This is a genomic window from Pseudomonas sp. B21-019, assembly GCF_024749225.1.
In the GTDB taxonomy this organism is placed as follows: domain Bacteria; phylum Pseudomonadota; class Gammaproteobacteria; order Pseudomonadales; family Pseudomonadaceae; genus Aquipseudomonas.
Genome location: NZ_CP087193.1, coordinates 739,240 through 754,970, shown reverse-complemented (window position 1 = coordinate 754,970; position 15,731 = coordinate 739,240). Strand labels below are relative to the sequence as shown.

Genomic DNA, 15,731 nt, shown 5'->3' with positions numbered 1-15,731 from the left:
CATCTGTGCCATCGAAATCCTCTCTCTCCCAGGATCCCACTATGAAAGCCATTGCCTACTACGCCTCCCTGCCGATCAGCGACGAAAAATCCCTGCAAGATATCGAACTGCCAGAACCGGTCGCCGGCCCGCGCGACCTGTTGGTGGAGGTCAAAGCCATTTCGGTCAACCCGGTGGACACCAAGATTCGCCAGAACGTACAGCCTGAAGGTGGCGCGGCCAAAGTGCTGGGCTGGGACGTGGCGGGTGTGGTCAAGGCTGTTGGCAGCGAAGTGACCTTGTTCAAGGCCGGCGACAAGGTGTTCTACGCCGGCTCCATCGTCCGTGCCGGCGGCAACAGCGAGCTGCATGTGGTGGATGAGCGCATCGTCGGCCATATGCCCAAGACCCTTGGTTTCGCCGAAGCCGCCGCCCTGCCGCTGACCGCCATAACCGCGTGGGAACTGTTGTTCGAACGCCTGCAAATACGCGAAGGCAAAACCGATGAGGGTCAGAGCCTGCTGATCGTCGGTGCCGCCGGGGGCGTTGGTTCAATCCTCACGCAATTTGCCAGCCAGCTCACCGGGTTGAAAGTCATCGGCACCGCGTCCCGTGCCCAAACCCAGAGTTGGGTACGTGACCTGGGTGCCGATCAGGTGATCGATCACACTCAGCCGCTGAGTGAAGCACTCAAACGTGCCGGGTTCGAGCATGTGACCCACGTCGCCAGCCTGACCCAGACTGACCAACACCTGGATCAATTGGTGGAGGCATTGGCGCCGCAAGGCAAACTGGCGCTGATCGATGATCCGAAGGCGCTGGACGTGACCAAGCTCAAACGCAAGAGCCTGTCGCTGCACTGGGAGTTCATGTACACCCGCTCGCTGTTCGAAACCGCCGACATGATCGAGCAACACAAACTGCTCAACCGCGTCGCCGGGCTGATCGATGCCGGCACACTGAAAACCACGGTCGGTGAGCACTTCGGAACCATCAACGCCGCCAACCTGCGTCGCGCCCATGAACTGCTGGAAAGCGGCAAGTCCAAGGGCAAGATTGTGCTTGAAGGGTTCTGACCCGAAGATCAAAAGATCGCTGCGCCAGCGATCTTTTGCCGTCAGTCAGAGAGTTGATCGTTGTCACAATTGCGATCGTATTCAGGTCTACAATCGAAAACTCTGCGAACAATCTTTTACGTGATGTCTTTTGCGAGACGTCTTTCACAAGAGGAACTCAGCAATGAAGATCCTGATAAAAGAATTGGCAACATCCCGCTGGCAGGTTCGCCTGGATCAACACGCTGTGACGTTCCGCAGTGAAGCCGAAGCCCTGGCCTTCACTAAAACGCTTGAAGCGCGCTTGCTCGCGCCCCATCAGATTCCCGGCCGTCAGCAGCGCACTGCTGGCTGAGTCCGTCCTCAGGCCTGGGCTTGTTCCAACGCCCGGGCATTCTGCAAACGCCGGGTGAGCATCGCCACGCTCACCACCACAATTGCGCACAGGCTGATGACCATGGCCATCGGCATGGCACTGCCATCGTGCAAAACACCCACCAGCGCTGCGGCCCCGGCGGCGACGCTGAATTGCAGGCAGCCGAGCATCGCCGAGGCACTGCCCGCCCGTGCGCCCTGCCCGCTCATCGCACAGGCCGAGGCGTTGGGCACGATACAACCCAGGCTGGCGATGCAGACAAAAAGCGGAATCAGCAACGGCCACAAGTGCGCAGTGTGCAGCGAGCTGACCGCCAACAGGGCCAGGCCACCCGCCAGGTAGAGCCAGACAGTACGCGCCAGCAAGAAGGCCGGACCGCGTCTCGCCAGCAACCGGGCATTGACCTGGGCCACCAGAATGAACCCCGCCGCGTTGATCCCGAACAGCCAGCCGAAATGCTCAGCCGGCACACCATAGAGTTTGATGAAGACGAACGGCGAGCCCGCGATGTAGGCAAACATCCCGGCGATGGCGACACCACCGGTCAGGGCATGACCGAGGAATATCGGGTCCGCCAGCAATCGACCGTACTGGCGCAGCGCACCTGACAACGGTTGGCGCGGCACATGGGCCGGCAGACTTTCCGGCAGCCCGAGGGCCACCGCCAACCCGGCCAATGCACTGAAACCGGTCAGCGCGAGAAAGATCGACTGCCAACCCGACGTGTTGACCAACAACCCGCCCAGCATCGGCGCAAGAATCGGCGCCAGGCCCATCACCAGCATCAACTGCGAAAAGACCTTCGCCGAACCCACCGCATCACATTTGTCGCTGACCACTGCCCGGGCGATCACCATGCCCGCGCAACCGCCCAGCGCCTGGACGAAGCGTGCGCCGATCAGCCACTCCAGACTCGGCGCGTAAGCACAGGCCAATGAGGCCACGGTGAACAGGCCGACGCCGGTCAGCAAGGGAAGCCGTCGCCCAAAGCGATCCGCCACCGGGCCGTACGCCAGTTGGCCGATGGAAAGCCCAAGAAAATAGGCCGCCAGGGTCAGTTGAACGTGTTTTTCGTCGGTACCGAAAGCGAGCGCCATCGCCGGGAAGGCCGGCAGGTAGAAATCGATCGCCAGCGGACCGAAAGCGCTCAAGGCGCCGAGAATCAGGATTGTGCGCAGGTTCATCAGGCGTCCAGGTTGGGCAGACAGGTTAGCCATGGATCGGCAGGCTGACAGTCTAGCCGGACGTGGACGCCTTGAACATTCCGTTAGGTCGCTAACTATTAAAAATAGCTTTATTAAAAATAGCTCAGACCAGTTTTACCCCGTAACCCTCTTCAGTGATGGCGGCGATCACCTGATCGGCTGTTAGCGCACTTTCTACGCCGACTTCTTTTGCCGCCAGATCGATGCGCACACTGGCTGCCGGATCCTTGGCTTGCAGCGCCTCAGTAATGGCCTTGACGCAGTGACCGCAGGACATACCTTCAACGTTGAACACTTGCATGGGACATCTCCTTTAATGAAGCCCTTTCATGAAGCCCTTATATGAGGGTTGCGCGCAGTCTCGAGCTTGCCACCATGGCAAGGTCAAGTTCTGAAACAAGCTGCCGGGCTGGCAATCGGCGTCGCGCTCGGCCAAGCTGCGCCCATCAATGACTCGACATCAGGAGATTCAGCCATGCGCTGGTCAGCTCTCAGCCTGTTTGGCTTCCTCAGCCTCTTTGCCGCGACACCTTCGGTTCAAGCCGCCGGGGAGGACTACGGCGTGCTGATCATTTCCCGCGAGCGCCTGGAAGTATCGACTTCCTGCGAGATCGGCGTGTACATCCAGGATCAGTTGGCCGGGCGGCTGTTCCAGGAACAGAGCACCTCGTTCAACCTGCCGCCGGGCAATGTGTCCCTGCGCCTCAAACTGCTGCCGGGCCAGGCGCCGGGCTGCAACCCGGGCATGCTCGCGCCGGGCTCGCAGGACATCAAACTCAAGGCTGGGGATGTGTTGAAGTTCCGGATTGCGATGACGCAGGAAGGGATGTACCTCAAGCCTGCGGCTTTGGAGTACTGAGTCGTCTGCAATCTTTTGATCTGAGACATGGCACTTGACCTTGCCAGCATGGCAAGGTTGATCCTGTAGGTAATTTCTACAGGGAGCGTGACCGATGTCCGAATCCACCACTTTCGATCTGCCGATTGCCGGCATGACCTGCGCCAGTTGCGCCGGGCGTGTCGAGCGTGCCTTGAGCAAAGTCATCGGCGCCACGGCCGTCAGCGTCAACCTGGCCACCGAACAGGCTCGGGTGCAAGCGCCCAGTGACAGCCTGCCGGCCTTGATGGACGCCGTGCAGCGGGCTGGTTACAGCGTTCCACAGCAGACCCTCGAATTGAGTATCGACGGCATGACCTGTGCGTCTTGCGCCGGCCGCGTCGAACGGGCATTGACCAAGGTGCCTGGGGTGAAGAGTGTCAGCGTCAACCTGGCCAACGAACGGGCGCACCTCGAACTGCTTGGCCAGGTCGATCCGCAAACCTTGATCGGCGCCGTGACCAGGGCCGGTTATTCCGCCCGCGTCTGGGAAGTCGAACACCCGCAAACCGACAATCAGCAACAACGCCTGAACCGTGAACGCTGGGCCTTGCTGGCGGCCATCGCCCTCGCCTTGCCGCTGGTGCTGCCGATGCTGCTGCAACCTTTCGGTGTGCACTGGATGCTCCCGGCGTGGGTGCAGTTCGCGCTGGCAACGCCGGTGCAATTCGTCTTCGGCGCCCGCTTCTATGTCGCTGCGTGGAAAGCCGTGCGCGCTGGTGCCGGCAACATGGATTTGCTGGTGGCTCTGGGCACCAGCGCCGGCTACGGCTTGAGCGTTTACGAGTGGGCCACCGCTGCCGGTCGCATGCCGCACCTGTATTTCGAAGCCTCGGCGGTGGTGATTGCCTTGGTGTTGCTGGGCAAATACCTGGAAAGCCGCGCCAAGCGCCAGACCGCCAGCGCCATCCGCGCCCTCGAAGCCTTGCGTCCGGAGCGAGCCATTCAAGTGATCGACGGCCGCGAGCAGGAGGTTGCGATCAGTGCCTTGCGCCTCAACGATCTGGTCATGGTCAAACCCGGCGAGCGCTTCCCGGTGGATGGCGAAGTGGTGGAAGGCCAGAGCCACGCCGATGAAGCGTTGATCAGCGGCGAAAGCCTGCCGGTGCCAAAACAACCGGGCGACAAGGTCACCGGCGGTGCGATCAACGGTGAAGGTCGGCTGCTGGTGCGGACCTTGGCGCTCGGCGCAGAAACCGTGCTGGCGCGGATCATCCGCCTGGTCGAAGACGCGCAGGCGGCGAAAGCGCCGATCCAGAAACTGGTGGATAAAGTCAGCCAGGTGTTCGTGCCCGTGGTGCTGCTGATTGCACTGGCGACCCTGGTTGGTTGGTGGCTGTACGGTGCGCCGCTGGAAACCGCATTGATCAACGCCGTCGCAGTGTTGGTGATCGCCTGTCCTTGCGCGCTCGGGTTGGCCACTCCGACCGCAATCATGGCAGGCACCGGTGTGGCGGCGCACCACGGAATTCTGATCAAGGACGCCGAAGCCCTGGAGCGCGCCCACGAAGTCAGCGCCGTGGTGTTCGACAAGACCGGCACACTGACCTCGGGCACGCCGCGCATCGCGCATTTGAGTGCCATCGAGGGTGACGAAGCCGCCTTGCTGCAAATGGCCGGAGCGCTGCAACGCGGCAGTGAGCACCCGCTGGCCAAGGCGGTGCTGGATGCCTGCGCCGAGCGCGGCTTGACCGTGGCCGATGTCAGCGACAGTCAATCGCTGACCGGGCGCGGCATTGCCGGCAGCCTCGATGGTCGGCGATTGGCCCTGGGCAATCGGCGTTTGCTGGAAGAAAGTGGCTTGAATGCCGGGCCATTGACCGACTCCGCAAGCGCCTGGGAAACCGAAGGCCGGACGCTGTCCTGGCTGATCGAACAAAGCCCCGAACCTCGGGTGCTGGGCCTGTTCGCCTTCGGTGACACGCTCAAGCCCGGCGCCCTGCAAGCGGTGCAACGCCTAAGCGCCCGCAATATCAGCAGCCACCTGCTGACCGGCGATAACCGCGGCAGTGCCAAAGTCGTCGCCCAAGCGCTGGGCATCAAGGATGTTCACGCCGAAGTACTGCCAGCGGACAAAGCCGCCACCGTCGCCGCGCTGAAAAAAACCGGCGTGGTGGCGATGGTCGGCGACGGCATCAACGACGCCCCGGCCCTGGCTGCTGCTGACATCGGCATTGCCATGGGCGGCGGCACGGATGTCGCCATGCACGCTGCCGGCATCACTCTGATGCGCGGTGACCCACGGCTGGTGCCGGCGGCGCTGGAGATCAGCCGCAAGACCTACGCGAAAATTCGCCAGAACCTGTTCTGGGCCTTCGTCTATAACCTGATCGGCCTGCCACTGGCGGCATTCGGCTTCCTCAACCCGGTGCTGGCCGGCGCGGCCATGGCGCTGTCGAGCGTCAGCGTGGTCAGCAATGCGTTACTGTTGAAAACCTGGAAACCCAAAGACCCGGAGGACGATCGATGAACATTGGCCAAGCGGCCCGCCAGAGCGGTCTGAGCGCGAAGATGATCCGCTATTACGAATCCATCGGCCTGCTCAAGGCGGCCCATCGCACCGACAGTGGCTACCGGGTCTATGGCGACGACGACCTGCACACCCTGGCGTTCATCAAGCGCTCTCGGGACTTGGGTTTTTCACTGGAAGAAGTCGGCAAACTACTGACCCTCTGGCAGGATCGCCAGCGCGCCAGTGCCGATGTGAAGGCCTTGGCCCGTCAACACATCGATGAGCTGAACCAGAAGATCCGCGAACTTGGTCAGTTGCGCGACACCCTGCAAGACCTCGTAGAACACTGCCACGGCGACCACCGCCCGGACTGCCCGATTCTCAAGGAGCTGGCCTCGGGTTGCTGCGTCGAACCCGCTCATTCTTGAGCGCCAACCCCTTCACCACCAGCAACAGGGTGAGGGGAATGCCGTGGAACAACAGCACCACCGCGCCGGGTGTCCACCAGGAATAGAACGGCGCGGCGATCAACATGCCGACGCCGAACCCGGTCATTTGCAGCAGCGTCAGAAAACTGAAAATCGGCAGGCGCAGGCTGTCCGGTTCACGTTGCAGGCGCGACATCAGGCCAACCTCCGAGAACCCGTCGCCTATCCCGGCGGGCAACGAAAACAGCAGCAAACCGTACAGGGTCTGCTGCTGAAACGTCAGGATGAATCCGCAGGACATCAGCAACACGCCAAAGAAAAATCGCCGCTCAAGGTGCGCGTTGTCCGTGCCTTTCAGGCGACTGGCGATTCGCGCACCGATGAACTTGCCGCAGGCCCACACCGCCAGCATCAGGCCCAGGGTGGTGCTGGCCGACTCGGGTGTGAGCAGTTTTGAAATGATCGGAAGACCGACGTTGTGCGCGGCGCTGCCCAAGGTGTCGGCCATGGCGACGGCCAACATCGCCGCCAGTACCGGCGCCGTGCGCAAACCCTGGCGCAAGGCCTGCCATTCGCCCTGTTTGTGAAGAGGTTCATCACAGCTGGGGGCCGGTCCGCAAAACCGCAGTGGCACAATCAGCAGCGCAGCCAGCAGGTACGTGACCACGTTCAATGCAAATACCGTTTCAAAGCCAAATCCCGCCACCAACAACCCAGCCACCAGACTCCCGCTGACCATCGCCGCAGACGACGCCGAAGTTATCCAGGCGTTGGTCTTGAGTAATTGCGCCTCTTCGATCAGGTGCGGCAATTGGCTGTTGAGGCCGATGGCGAACATCGAATTACCAAACCCCAGGCCAAACGCGATCAGCGGCAATAGCAACGCTTGTTGGCTGACCGGCAGCACCAGCAGCAGCCCCAGCAAACCGGCACGCAGCAGATCGAAGGCAATCAGCGGCAGGCGCCCGGCCCAGCGGCGATAGAACCGGGTACCGATCAGGCTGGCCAGGATCCCCCCGGCGACACGGCTGGCGAGGAAGATGCCGACGCTCATGGCGTTATTGCTGAGCAGGTAGACGTAGGTAGCCAGGGCGACCATGTTGAGGAAAGCGCCGAAGTCCGAAATCAGCCGGGCGGCGACGATCAACTGAGCATTGCGGATGGAGTTCACATTCAGTCCTTGAGTGTGCGGGGTATTGCTGGTGTAAAAAACCCGGCCAAAGCCGGGTTTTGGGTCAACCGATCACTGCATCCACGGCGGAGGCGGTTCTTCGGCTTTGCTTGGTGGCGCATCGTCCGCCGCCCGAATCGCTTGGCGACGCTCTTCGTCGAGACGGGCCGCCTCGATCTCGCGCATGATCCCGCCGACGTCCGCCAGTTCTTCCGGCTCGTCGAACTCGCCGGTCAACACGCTGGCCGGGTGCAAGGTGCCGGCTTCGTACAACGCCCACATTTCCTTGGCATACTTGGTGCGTTTCAACTCCGGTGCAAAACGACCGAAGTACGACGCCATGTTGCCCACGTCCCGCTCCAGCATGCTGAACGCGTGGTTGTTGCCCGCCGCATCCACTGCTTGCGGCAGGTCGATGATGACCGGGCCAGTCGGCGTCAGCAGCACGTTGAACTCGGACAGGTCACCGTGCACCAGACCGGTACACAACATCAGCACGATTTGCGAAATCAGGTAAGCGTGATACTCGCGTGCCTGGTCCGGCTCCAGCACCACATCGTTCAGGCGAGGCGCGGCATCGCCGTACTCGTCAGCCACCAGTTCCATCAGCAGCACGCCTTCGAGGAAGTCATACGGCTTGGGCACCCGCACCCCGGCACTGGCCAGGCGGAACAGCGCCGCCACTTCGGCGTTCTGCCAGGCGTCTTCGGTTTCCTTGCGGCCAAACTTGGAGCCCTTGGCCATTGCGCGAGCCTGCCGGCTGTTGCGCACCTTGCGGCCTTCCTGATACTCGGCCGCTTGACGAAAACTGCGTTTGTTCGCCTCCTTGTAGACCTTGGCACAACGCAGCTCGTTGCCGCAGCGCACCACATAAACAGCTGCTTCTTTACCACTCATGAGTGGGCGCAGCACCTCGTCGACCAGACCGTCCTCGATCAGGGGTTCAATGCGTTTTGGAGTCTTCATCAGCTTTTATTGTGGGTCCTTTATTACCAAACACGCGAAAGTCATTCGTTATACGGCAATCCTCTCATTCGGGGGAGGGGTTGCCGACCTATGAACGTTCCCATGAACATCAAGATGCACACAATGTGCCGGATTAATCGGGCAAAACTCATCGACCACCCCGGATCATAGCTGAGCGAGAACCACTTGTTGACGACGGAGTGCCAAGGTATTTGCGACAGAATCTAACCTCGATCGCTGGCGTTCGCAGGATTTTTCTCAACAGGCCTCAATTTCCCCTCTCCCCGGCCGAAGTCATTAGAGAGAAAAGGAATTGTCTGACAAACGCCTCGACAACAATCAAGAAGGCGCGCTCAAGGATCGGGGCGTATCAAACGTTTTCGGCTGCCAATAATCCGCGAGTCATCAGTACTGCGTGGGCCTACAAGAAAAACTGGAGCGCGGATGAACATCAAACAGAAGTTGACCTGGGCGTTTGCAATCATCGCCTGCTTGCCCGTGGTGCTGGTCGCCACCCTCGTCGTGCTGAACTTGCGCAGTGATGCCAAGGACAATTTTGTCGACGGCAGTGGCCGCGAGATTCGTCAGGTCAGCAATGCCATGCAGCTGTTCTTTGATGGCATCAGCCAGAACGTTGACTACCTGGCGACCCAACCGCTGATCAAGAACTCCGACGACAGCCTCAAGACCTACATGAGTGCCAACGCCGAGAGCATTCCCCAAGGCGAAATGGACAAGAAGGTCTTCGCCCTCCTCCAGGACCTTGGCAACAGCCACCCGGCCTACGCCTACGCGATTCTCGGGACGGCGGCGGGCGGTTACGTGTCCTGGCCGGACGATGCGAAGCTGAGCAATTACGACCCGCGCCAGCGCCCGTGGTACAAGGCGGCCCAGGCCAAGCCGGGCAAGCCGCTTCGCACCGAGGCCTATTACTGGGCCCAGGATGACGCGACCTACGTCAGCACCGTGCGCACCATCGATAACAAACTGGGCAGCAATGGCGGCGTGGTCAGCATCGACGTGACGCTCAAGCAGCTCACTGAAATCGTCAAACAGATCAAACTCGGCGAAACCGGCTACCTGATGCTGGTGGAAAACACCGGCACCATACTGGTCGATCCCAAGCAGCCGGAACACAATTTCAAAGCACTGAGCAGCCTCGGCGACGGTTACGCGCAACTCGGCAAGGCCGGCAAAGGGCTGGTAGAGGTTGAGCTCAATGGCGAGCGCTACATGGCCAACGTCTGGCCGTCGGAGCAACTGGGCTGGACCTTTATCGGCCTGATCAAGCAGACCGACGTGATGAGCTCGGCCACTCAACTGACCTGGCTGATCGCGATCATCGCGGCGGTACTGGCGGTGTTCTTCGCCATCGTCGGCGCCAGTTTCGCCAGCCTGATCGTGCGGCCGATCCGCAGCGTGGCCAGCGGTCTGGAAGGCATCGCCCAGGGCGAAGGCGACCTGACCAAGAACCTGCACATCCGTGGCAGCGATGAAACCGCGCAACTGGCCAACTGGTTCAACCAGTTTCTGGCGGCGATCCGCAACCTGATTCAAAGCATCGGCGGCGCCGCGACCAAGATCCTCGCCACCTCCAAGAGTTCGACCCAAGTGTCCAGCGACATGGCCGAAGCCGCCGGGCGTCAGCGTGAAGCGGTGGACATGGTGTCCACGGCGTTCCACGAAATGGTCGCCACCGCCAACGAAGTCGCGCGCTCTTGCAGCCAGGCCGCCGAGTCGGCCGACAGCGGTCAGCGCCAGGCCCGTGAAGGCCAGCAGCAGATCGATGCCGCGGTGAGCAGTGTCGATCGCTTGAGCCAGGAAATCGAACAGTCGGCGCAATCGATGCAACAGCTTGAGCGCGACAGCAACGACATTCAGTCGATCCTCGGGACCATCCGTTCCATCGCCGAACAGACCAACTTGTTGGCCCTGAACGCGGCCATCGAAGCAGCCCGGGCCGGTGAACAGGGTCGTGGCTTTGCGGTGGTGGCGGATGAAGTTCGCGCCCTGGCCAAACGAACTGCCGATTCCACGGCGGAAATCGACGGCCTGCTGGGCAACCTGGCCAAGCGCACCAGTCAGGTAACACAGCAGATGCATGCGAGCCTGGAGGTGTCTCAGCAATCGGTGACCCGCATCGGTGAAGCGCGCAGCAGCTTCGGGCAGATCCGTGAGTCGGTGGATGTGATTCGTGACATGAATACTCAAATCGCCACGGCGGCTGAGGAACAGCATCAGGTGGCCGAGGACATCAATCGGCATATCAGCCAGATTCATGGCGATGCGCAGTTGGTGGCGGAATTGGCAAACTCGGCGCGGCTGGATTCTCAGAGCCTGGCAGGGTTGTCGAATGAGCTGGACGGGTTGGTTCGCCGCTTCAGGACCTGAGGTTCAAAGGACAAGATCAAAAGATAAGATCAAAAGATCGCAGCCTTCGGCAGCTCCTACGCGCCTGTGGGCGCTGCCGCAGGCTGCGATCTTTTAGCAGTGTTACTGCTTGAACAACTCACCAGGGGTAAACCCGAACAACCCCTTGAACGCCGCAATAAACGCCGACGTCGAGTCATACCCGCAAGACAGCGCGGCATTGGTCACGCTGTCCCCCTCCTCCAGCAAACTCAACGACGACAGCAGCCGCATGCGCTGCCGCCAACTGCGGAAGCTCAACCCGGTCTCGCGCTGAAACAGCCGCATCAGGGTTTTCTCCGACATGCCCAAACGCTCGGCCCATTCCTGCAAGGTCACCGTGCACTCGGGACTTTCGATCAGTTCGTTGCACAAACCCAGCAGTCGCTCATGCCGGGGCAACGGCAAGGAAAACCCAACCTCCGGCAGACTCGCCAACTGATCCAGCAGCACGCCCACCAATCGCGCCTCCTGACTGTCGCCCTGTGGATACTCCACCGGCAACTGGCAAAAGCGCTTGATCAGCTCCCGGGCCAATGGCGTGACTTCCAGCACCCGGCAACGCCCGTCCGCCCATTGGCAGTCCTCGCGGCGCACGTACAGGCTGCGCATTTCGGCACGCATCGAGGTCACGACCTGATGCTCGAGATCCGCCGGAATCCAGATGCCCCACTGCGGCGGCGCAAAGAAACTGCCCTCAGCGGTGTGCACGCCGAGAACACCGCTGATGGCGTAGGAAAACTGCACCCAATCATGACGATGAGGCGGCGTCCACGAACCGGCGTTCAGGCTTTCCGCCCGCGCATACAACGGACGCGGCAACACCGTCAGCGCCGGGATGGTCCGCTCGAGGGTAAGTTGTCCGTTAGTCGGCATTGATTGGCCTTATGTCGCAAGACGGCTGATAGGGCCGACGTTAGGCTAAGTCATCAATTCTTACAAATGGATTCGGTGCCGGTTATGCATGCCTTCAAACACCTCAAACGCGTGGTCACCGACTGGTTCTTGTGCGGCATGCTGATCGCCACGCTGCTGGCGTATTTCTTCCCGACCTTCGGCGCCACCGGCGGCGGGATGCATGCCGAGTGGGTGATCAACATCGGCGTGTTCCTGGTGTTCTTCCTGCACGGGGTCAACCTCTCCAGCGAGCAGATCCGCCACGGGCTGAAAAACTGGAAGCTGCACGTGATGGTCCAAGCCTTCACCTTTGCGGTGTTTCCGTTGATCTGGCTGCTGAGCGACACACTGCTGGGCTCACACATTCCATCGTTGCTGATGCTCGGTTTCCTCTACCTCTGTGCCCTGCCCTCGACCATTTCCTCATCCGTAGCCCTCACCGGCAGCGCGGGCGGCAACGTACCGGCGGCGATTCTCAACGCGAGCCTGTCCAGCGTGCTGGGGATTTTCCTGACACCGTTGCTGGTGAGTTTCGTGGTCGGCAGCGGCGCTGGCGGCATCGACCTGGGTTCAACCCTGCTCGATCTGTGCGCGATGCTGTTGTTGCCGCTGGTGCTTGGGCAATTATTGCGGCCGTTGCTGGGAAAAGTTTTCGCCCGGTACAAGCGCTACACCAACATCGCCGACAAACTGGTGATCCTGCTGCTAGTGTACTCGGCGTTCTGCAACTCGATGGTCTCGGGGATGTGGCAGCAACAGGGCAATAGCGTGATTCTCACGGCGCTGATCGGCAGTGCGATTCTGCTGGCGATCATCTTGTGGATGACCACCCGCACCGCCCACGCGCTGAAATTCAGCCCCGCCGATGAGATCGCCGCGGTGTTCTGCGCCAGCAAAAAATCCCTGGCGGCCGGAGCGCCGATGGCGGCGCTGATCTTCGGCGCCAACCCCGGCCTTGGGTTGATCCTGCTGCCAATCATGATCTACCACCCGTTGCAGCTGATCGTGTGCTCGGTGATGGCCGAGGGTTACGCCAATCGCAACCGGGAACTGGCCGCACAGCAAAATGCGGCAGTGCTTAGCCCTCAATAATCAGCGCTCGATAATCGCCGTCACGCCCTGACCGCCGGCGGCGCAGATCGAGATCAACCCTCGGCCCTTGCCCGCCGCGTCCAGCAGCTTCGCCAGGTTGGCGACGATCCGCGCACCGGTGGCGGCAAACGGATGCCCGACGGCCAATGAACTGCCTTTGACGTTGAGGCGACTGCGGTCGATGGAACCCAGCGGTGCGTCGAGGCCGAGGCGGGTTTTGCAGTACTCCGGATCTTCCCAGGCCTTCAATGTGCACAACACCTGCGCGGCAAACGCTTCGTGGATTTCGTAGTAATCGAAGTCCTGCAAGGTCAGGCCATTGCGCGCCAACAAACGCGGCACCGCATACACCGGTGCCATCAGCAGCCCCTCGGCACCCTTGACGAAATCCACCGCCGCCGCCTCGCCATCGCGCCAATAGGCAAGCACCGGCAAACCACGCGCCTTCGCCCATTCCTCACTGCCCAGCAGCACCACCGACGCGCCATCGGTGAGTGGCGTAGAGTTGCCCGCGGTCAGGGTGCCCTTGGCACTTTTCTCGAAGGCCGGTTTCAGTGAGGCGAGTTTTTCCAGGGTCAGCTCCGGGCGCAGGTTGTTGTCCCGGGTCAGGCCGAGGAACGGCGTCATCAAATCGTTGTGCCAGCCTTCGGCGTAAGACGCCGCCAGTTTCTGATGGCTTTCGAGGGTCAGCCGATCCTGCTCGTCACGCGGGATGCCCCAGGTCTGGGCCATCAATTCACAGTGTTCGCCCATCGACCGGCCGGTGCGCGGCTCGCCGATGCTTGGGAAGTCCGGGATCAGGTGTCGGGGACGCAATTGCAGGAAGGCTTTCAGTTTGTCGGCGGTGCTTTTGGCGCGGTTGGCTTGCAAGAGGATCTTGCGCAGGCTTTCGTTGACGCCGATCGGCACGTCCGAGGCCGTGTCGACACCACCGGCAATGCCACATTCGATTTGCCCCAGGGCGATTTTGTTCGCCACCAACAACGTCGCCTCCAGCCCCGTACCGCAGGCCTGCTGGATGTCGTAGGCCGGCGTCGTCGGCGACAAACGCGAGCCCAATACACATTCGCGGGTCAGGCCGTAGTCGCGCAAATACTTGAGCAAGGCCCCGGCGGCCACTTCGCCCATGCGCACACCGTGCAGGTTATAGCGCTCGATCAGGCCTTCCAGCGCTGCGGTGAACATCGCCTGGTTACTGGCAGTGGCGTACGGCCCGTTGGACCGGGCAAAAGGAATACGGTTACCACCGATAATCGCGACGCGACGCAGCTGATTCATGAAAAAAGCTCCTTCTGATAGTCAATGGTGAACACACATCCCTGTGGGAGCGGGCTGCAATTCCTGAAAGACCTGCTAAACCCAAGCTCAAACCAACCTGCAATGTTCAAGCGTAGGCCTTATCTCGTGGATCGAACGACTAATTGCCATTCCTGGTCCACACTTTTAACCCCGGCTTCTGGAGCGTGATTCATGTCTGACCGCTATATCGACTTCGCCAATTCGTCCATCGGCCATCGTGTGGTCGGTGCCCTGGGTCTGCCGTCGCCGGTACGGCTGGAACGCTGGCAAGCAGGCCGACTGCGGCCTGTCGAGGGGGCGCTGTTGATTGGCGGTGGCCCGCTGGCGGAAAAAGTCAGCGCCTTGGCCAACCGCCTGACCGACACGATTTACAGCTACGGCACCGACCCGACCCTGGCCACCGCGTGGATTCCCGGCCACGGCCAGAAACTCAAGGCCGTGGTGTTCGACGCCAGTGACCTGGTGCAGGTCGATCAGCTGAAACAGCTGCGCGAGTTCTTCCAGCCACTGATGAAAAACCTCGATCACCATGCGCATCTGGTAATTCTGGGTCGGGCGCCGGAGACCTTGAGCGACCCGTTCGCCGCCAGCACCCAACGGGCCCTGGAAGGGTTCAGCCGTTCGCTGGCCAAGGAACTGCGCAGCGGCGGCACCTTGCAGCTGATCTATGTCGGCGAAGGGGCCGAAGATCAACTCGAAGGCCCGTTGCGGTTTTTCCTCTCGCCCAAAAGTGCGTTCATTTCCGGGCAAGTCATACGCTTGAAGGCGTGTGCGGCGCAGGTGATGGACTGGACCCGTCCGTTGTCAGGGCGCAAGGCACTGGTGACGGGCGCGGCCCGCGGCATCGGCGCCTCGATCGCCGAAACCCTGGCCCGCGACGGCGCCGAGGTGATCCTGCTCGACGTGGCGCCGGCCAAAACCGATCTCGATGCCCTGGCCGCGCGCCTCGGCGGGCGCAGCATCACCCTGGACATCTGCGCCGAAAACGCCGCCACGCAACTGATCGAACAGTTGCCGGATGGCGTCGACATCGTGGTGCACAACGCGGGCATCACCCGGGATAAAACCCTGGCCAACATGACCCCGGAATTCTGGGACGCGGTGCTGGCAGTCAACCTCAACGCGCCGCAAGTGCTGACCAAGGCGCTGCTCGACAGCGGCACCTTGCGCGACAACGGCCGAGTGATCCTGCTGGCGTCCATCAGCGGCATCGCCGGCAATCGCGGGCAAACCAATTACGCCGCGAGCAAGGCCGGGCTGATTGGCCTGGCCCAGGCCTGGGCGCCACTGCTGGCAGGGCGCGGCATCAGCATCAACGCGGTGGCGCCAGGATTCATCGAAACCCAGATGACCGCGCACCTGCCCTTCGGCGTACGCGAAGCCGGGCGGCGCTTGAGTTCGTTGGGCCAGGGCGGCCTGCCGCAAGACGTCGCCGAAGCCGTGGCCTGGATGGCACAACCGGGCACCGGAGCGTTTACCGGGCAAGCGCTGCGCGTGTGCGGGCAAAGCGTGTTGGGAGCCTGAC

The 15,731-nt window shown here is 61.5% G+C and carries 14 protein-coding genes and 1 pseudogene; 9 read left to right on the top strand and 6 right to left on the bottom strand.

Going from position 1 to position 15,731, the window contains the following annotated elements; translation table 11 throughout:
- The first annotated feature begins 41 nt into the window (after positions 1-41).
- Together LOY36_RS03280 and LOY36_RS03275 are read left to right on the top strand one after the other, a co-directional pair.
- The gene (locus LOY36_RS03280; protein WP_258672285.1) at positions 42-1,055 is read left to right on the top strand and encodes a zinc-binding alcohol dehydrogenase family protein; all 1,014 of its coding nucleotides are present in this window, start codon (positions 42-44) and stop codon (positions 1,053-1,055) included.
- A gap of 163 nt (positions 1,056-1,218) precedes the next feature.
- A complete protein-coding gene (locus tag LOY36_RS03275; RefSeq protein ID WP_018928382.1) occupies positions 1,219-1,389 on the top strand; it encodes a hypothetical protein in 171 nt (56 codons plus the stop codon).
- 8 nt (positions 1,390-1,397) lie between these two features.
- Here LOY36_RS03275 and LOY36_RS03270 read toward each other — a convergent pair whose 3' ends face one another.
- A complete protein-coding gene (locus LOY36_RS03270) occupies positions 1,398-2,594 on the bottom strand; it encodes a multidrug effflux MFS transporter (protein WP_258672283.1) in 1,197 nt (398 codons plus the stop codon).
- A 124-nt stretch (positions 2,595-2,718) separates the two neighbouring features.
- Entirely contained in the window at positions 2,719-2,916 is a 198-nt protein-coding gene (locus LOY36_RS03265; RefSeq protein WP_096481214.1) for a heavy-metal-associated domain-containing protein, read from the bottom strand.
- Between the two features lie 174 nt (positions 2,917-3,090).
- Between LOY36_RS03265 and LOY36_RS03260 the strand changes: the two genes are divergently transcribed.
- The 3 genes from LOY36_RS03260 (at position 3,091) to cueR (ending at position 6,372) form a co-directional block, all read left to right on the top strand.
- Entirely contained in the window at positions 3,091-3,474 is a 384-nt protein-coding gene (locus LOY36_RS03260) for a hypothetical protein (protein WP_018928385.1), read from the top strand.
- Between the two features lie 94 nt (positions 3,475-3,568).
- Positions 3,569-5,962 (top strand): heavy metal translocating P-type ATPase, encoded by a 2,394-nt coding sequence (locus LOY36_RS03255; RefSeq protein ID WP_258672281.1) that lies wholly within the window; start codon positions 3,569-3,571, stop codon positions 5,960-5,962.
- Positions 5,959-6,372 carry a Cu(I)-responsive transcriptional regulator gene (gene cueR / locus LOY36_RS03250; protein WP_007940146.1) on the top strand — a complete coding sequence of 138 codons (414 nt, stop codon included), beginning with the start codon at positions 5,959-5,961 and terminating at the stop codon, positions 6,370-6,372. Before LOY36_RS03255 ends, cueR begins: the two co-directional genes overlap by 4 nt.
- Here the strand turns inward: cueR and LOY36_RS03245 are convergent.
- Together LOY36_RS03245 and LOY36_RS03240 are read right to left on the bottom strand one after the other, a co-directional pair.
- Complete coding sequence (locus LOY36_RS03245; protein ID WP_258672280.1) at positions 6,326-7,543, bottom strand: MFS transporter; 1,218 nt, start codon at positions 7,541-7,543, stop codon at positions 6,326-6,328. The genes cueR and LOY36_RS03245 overlap by 47 nt on opposite strands.
- A gap of 72 nt (positions 7,544-7,615) precedes the next feature.
- Positions 7,616-8,509: a PA4780 family RIO1-like protein kinase gene (locus LOY36_RS03240; RefSeq protein WP_018928388.1), complete on the bottom strand. Its 894-nt coding sequence runs from the start codon at positions 8,507-8,509 to the stop codon at positions 7,616-7,618.
- Between the two features lie 444 nt (positions 8,510-8,953).
- On the opposite strand from LOY36_RS03240, the pseudogene LOY36_RS29060 reads away from it, so the two are divergent.
- Both LOY36_RS29060 and LOY36_RS29055 read left to right on the top strand, forming a co-directional pair.
- A pseudogene (locus LOY36_RS29060) lies at positions 8,954-10,042 on the top strand (cache domain-containing protein); the annotation flags it as partial.
- 90 nt (positions 10,043-10,132) lie between these two features.
- Positions 10,133-10,900: a methyl-accepting chemotaxis protein gene (locus LOY36_RS29055; protein WP_370694472.1), complete on the top strand. Its 768-nt coding sequence runs from the start codon at positions 10,133-10,135 to the stop codon at positions 10,898-10,900.
- 102 nt (positions 10,901-11,002) lie between these two features.
- Here the strand turns inward: LOY36_RS29055 and LOY36_RS03230 are convergent, their stop codons facing one another.
- Positions 11,003-11,794, bottom strand: coding sequence for a helix-turn-helix transcriptional regulator (locus tag LOY36_RS03230; RefSeq protein ID WP_018928390.1), 792 nt, complete (start codon positions 11,792-11,794; stop codon positions 11,003-11,005).
- 84 nt (positions 11,795-11,878) lie between these two features.
- Between LOY36_RS03230 and LOY36_RS03225 the strand changes: the two genes are divergently transcribed.
- The gene (locus LOY36_RS03225) at positions 11,879-12,907 is read left to right on the top strand and encodes a bile acid:sodium symporter family protein (protein ID WP_258672278.1); all 1,029 of its coding nucleotides are present in this window, start codon (positions 11,879-11,881) and stop codon (positions 12,905-12,907) included.
- Here the strand turns inward: LOY36_RS03225 and LOY36_RS03220 are convergent, their stop codons facing one another.
- Positions 12,908-14,185, bottom strand: coding sequence for an acetyl-CoA C-acetyltransferase (locus LOY36_RS03220; RefSeq protein WP_258672276.1), 1,278 nt, complete (start codon positions 14,183-14,185; stop codon positions 12,908-12,910).
- A 192-nt stretch (positions 14,186-14,377) separates the two neighbouring features.
- Here LOY36_RS03220 and LOY36_RS03215 point away from each other — a divergent pair, with 192 nt between their 5' ends.
- Positions 14,378-15,730, top strand: coding sequence for a 3-oxoacyl-ACP reductase (locus LOY36_RS03215; RefSeq protein ID WP_258672275.1), 1,353 nt, complete (start codon positions 14,378-14,380; stop codon positions 15,728-15,730).
- Position 15,731: the final 1 nt, after the last annotated feature.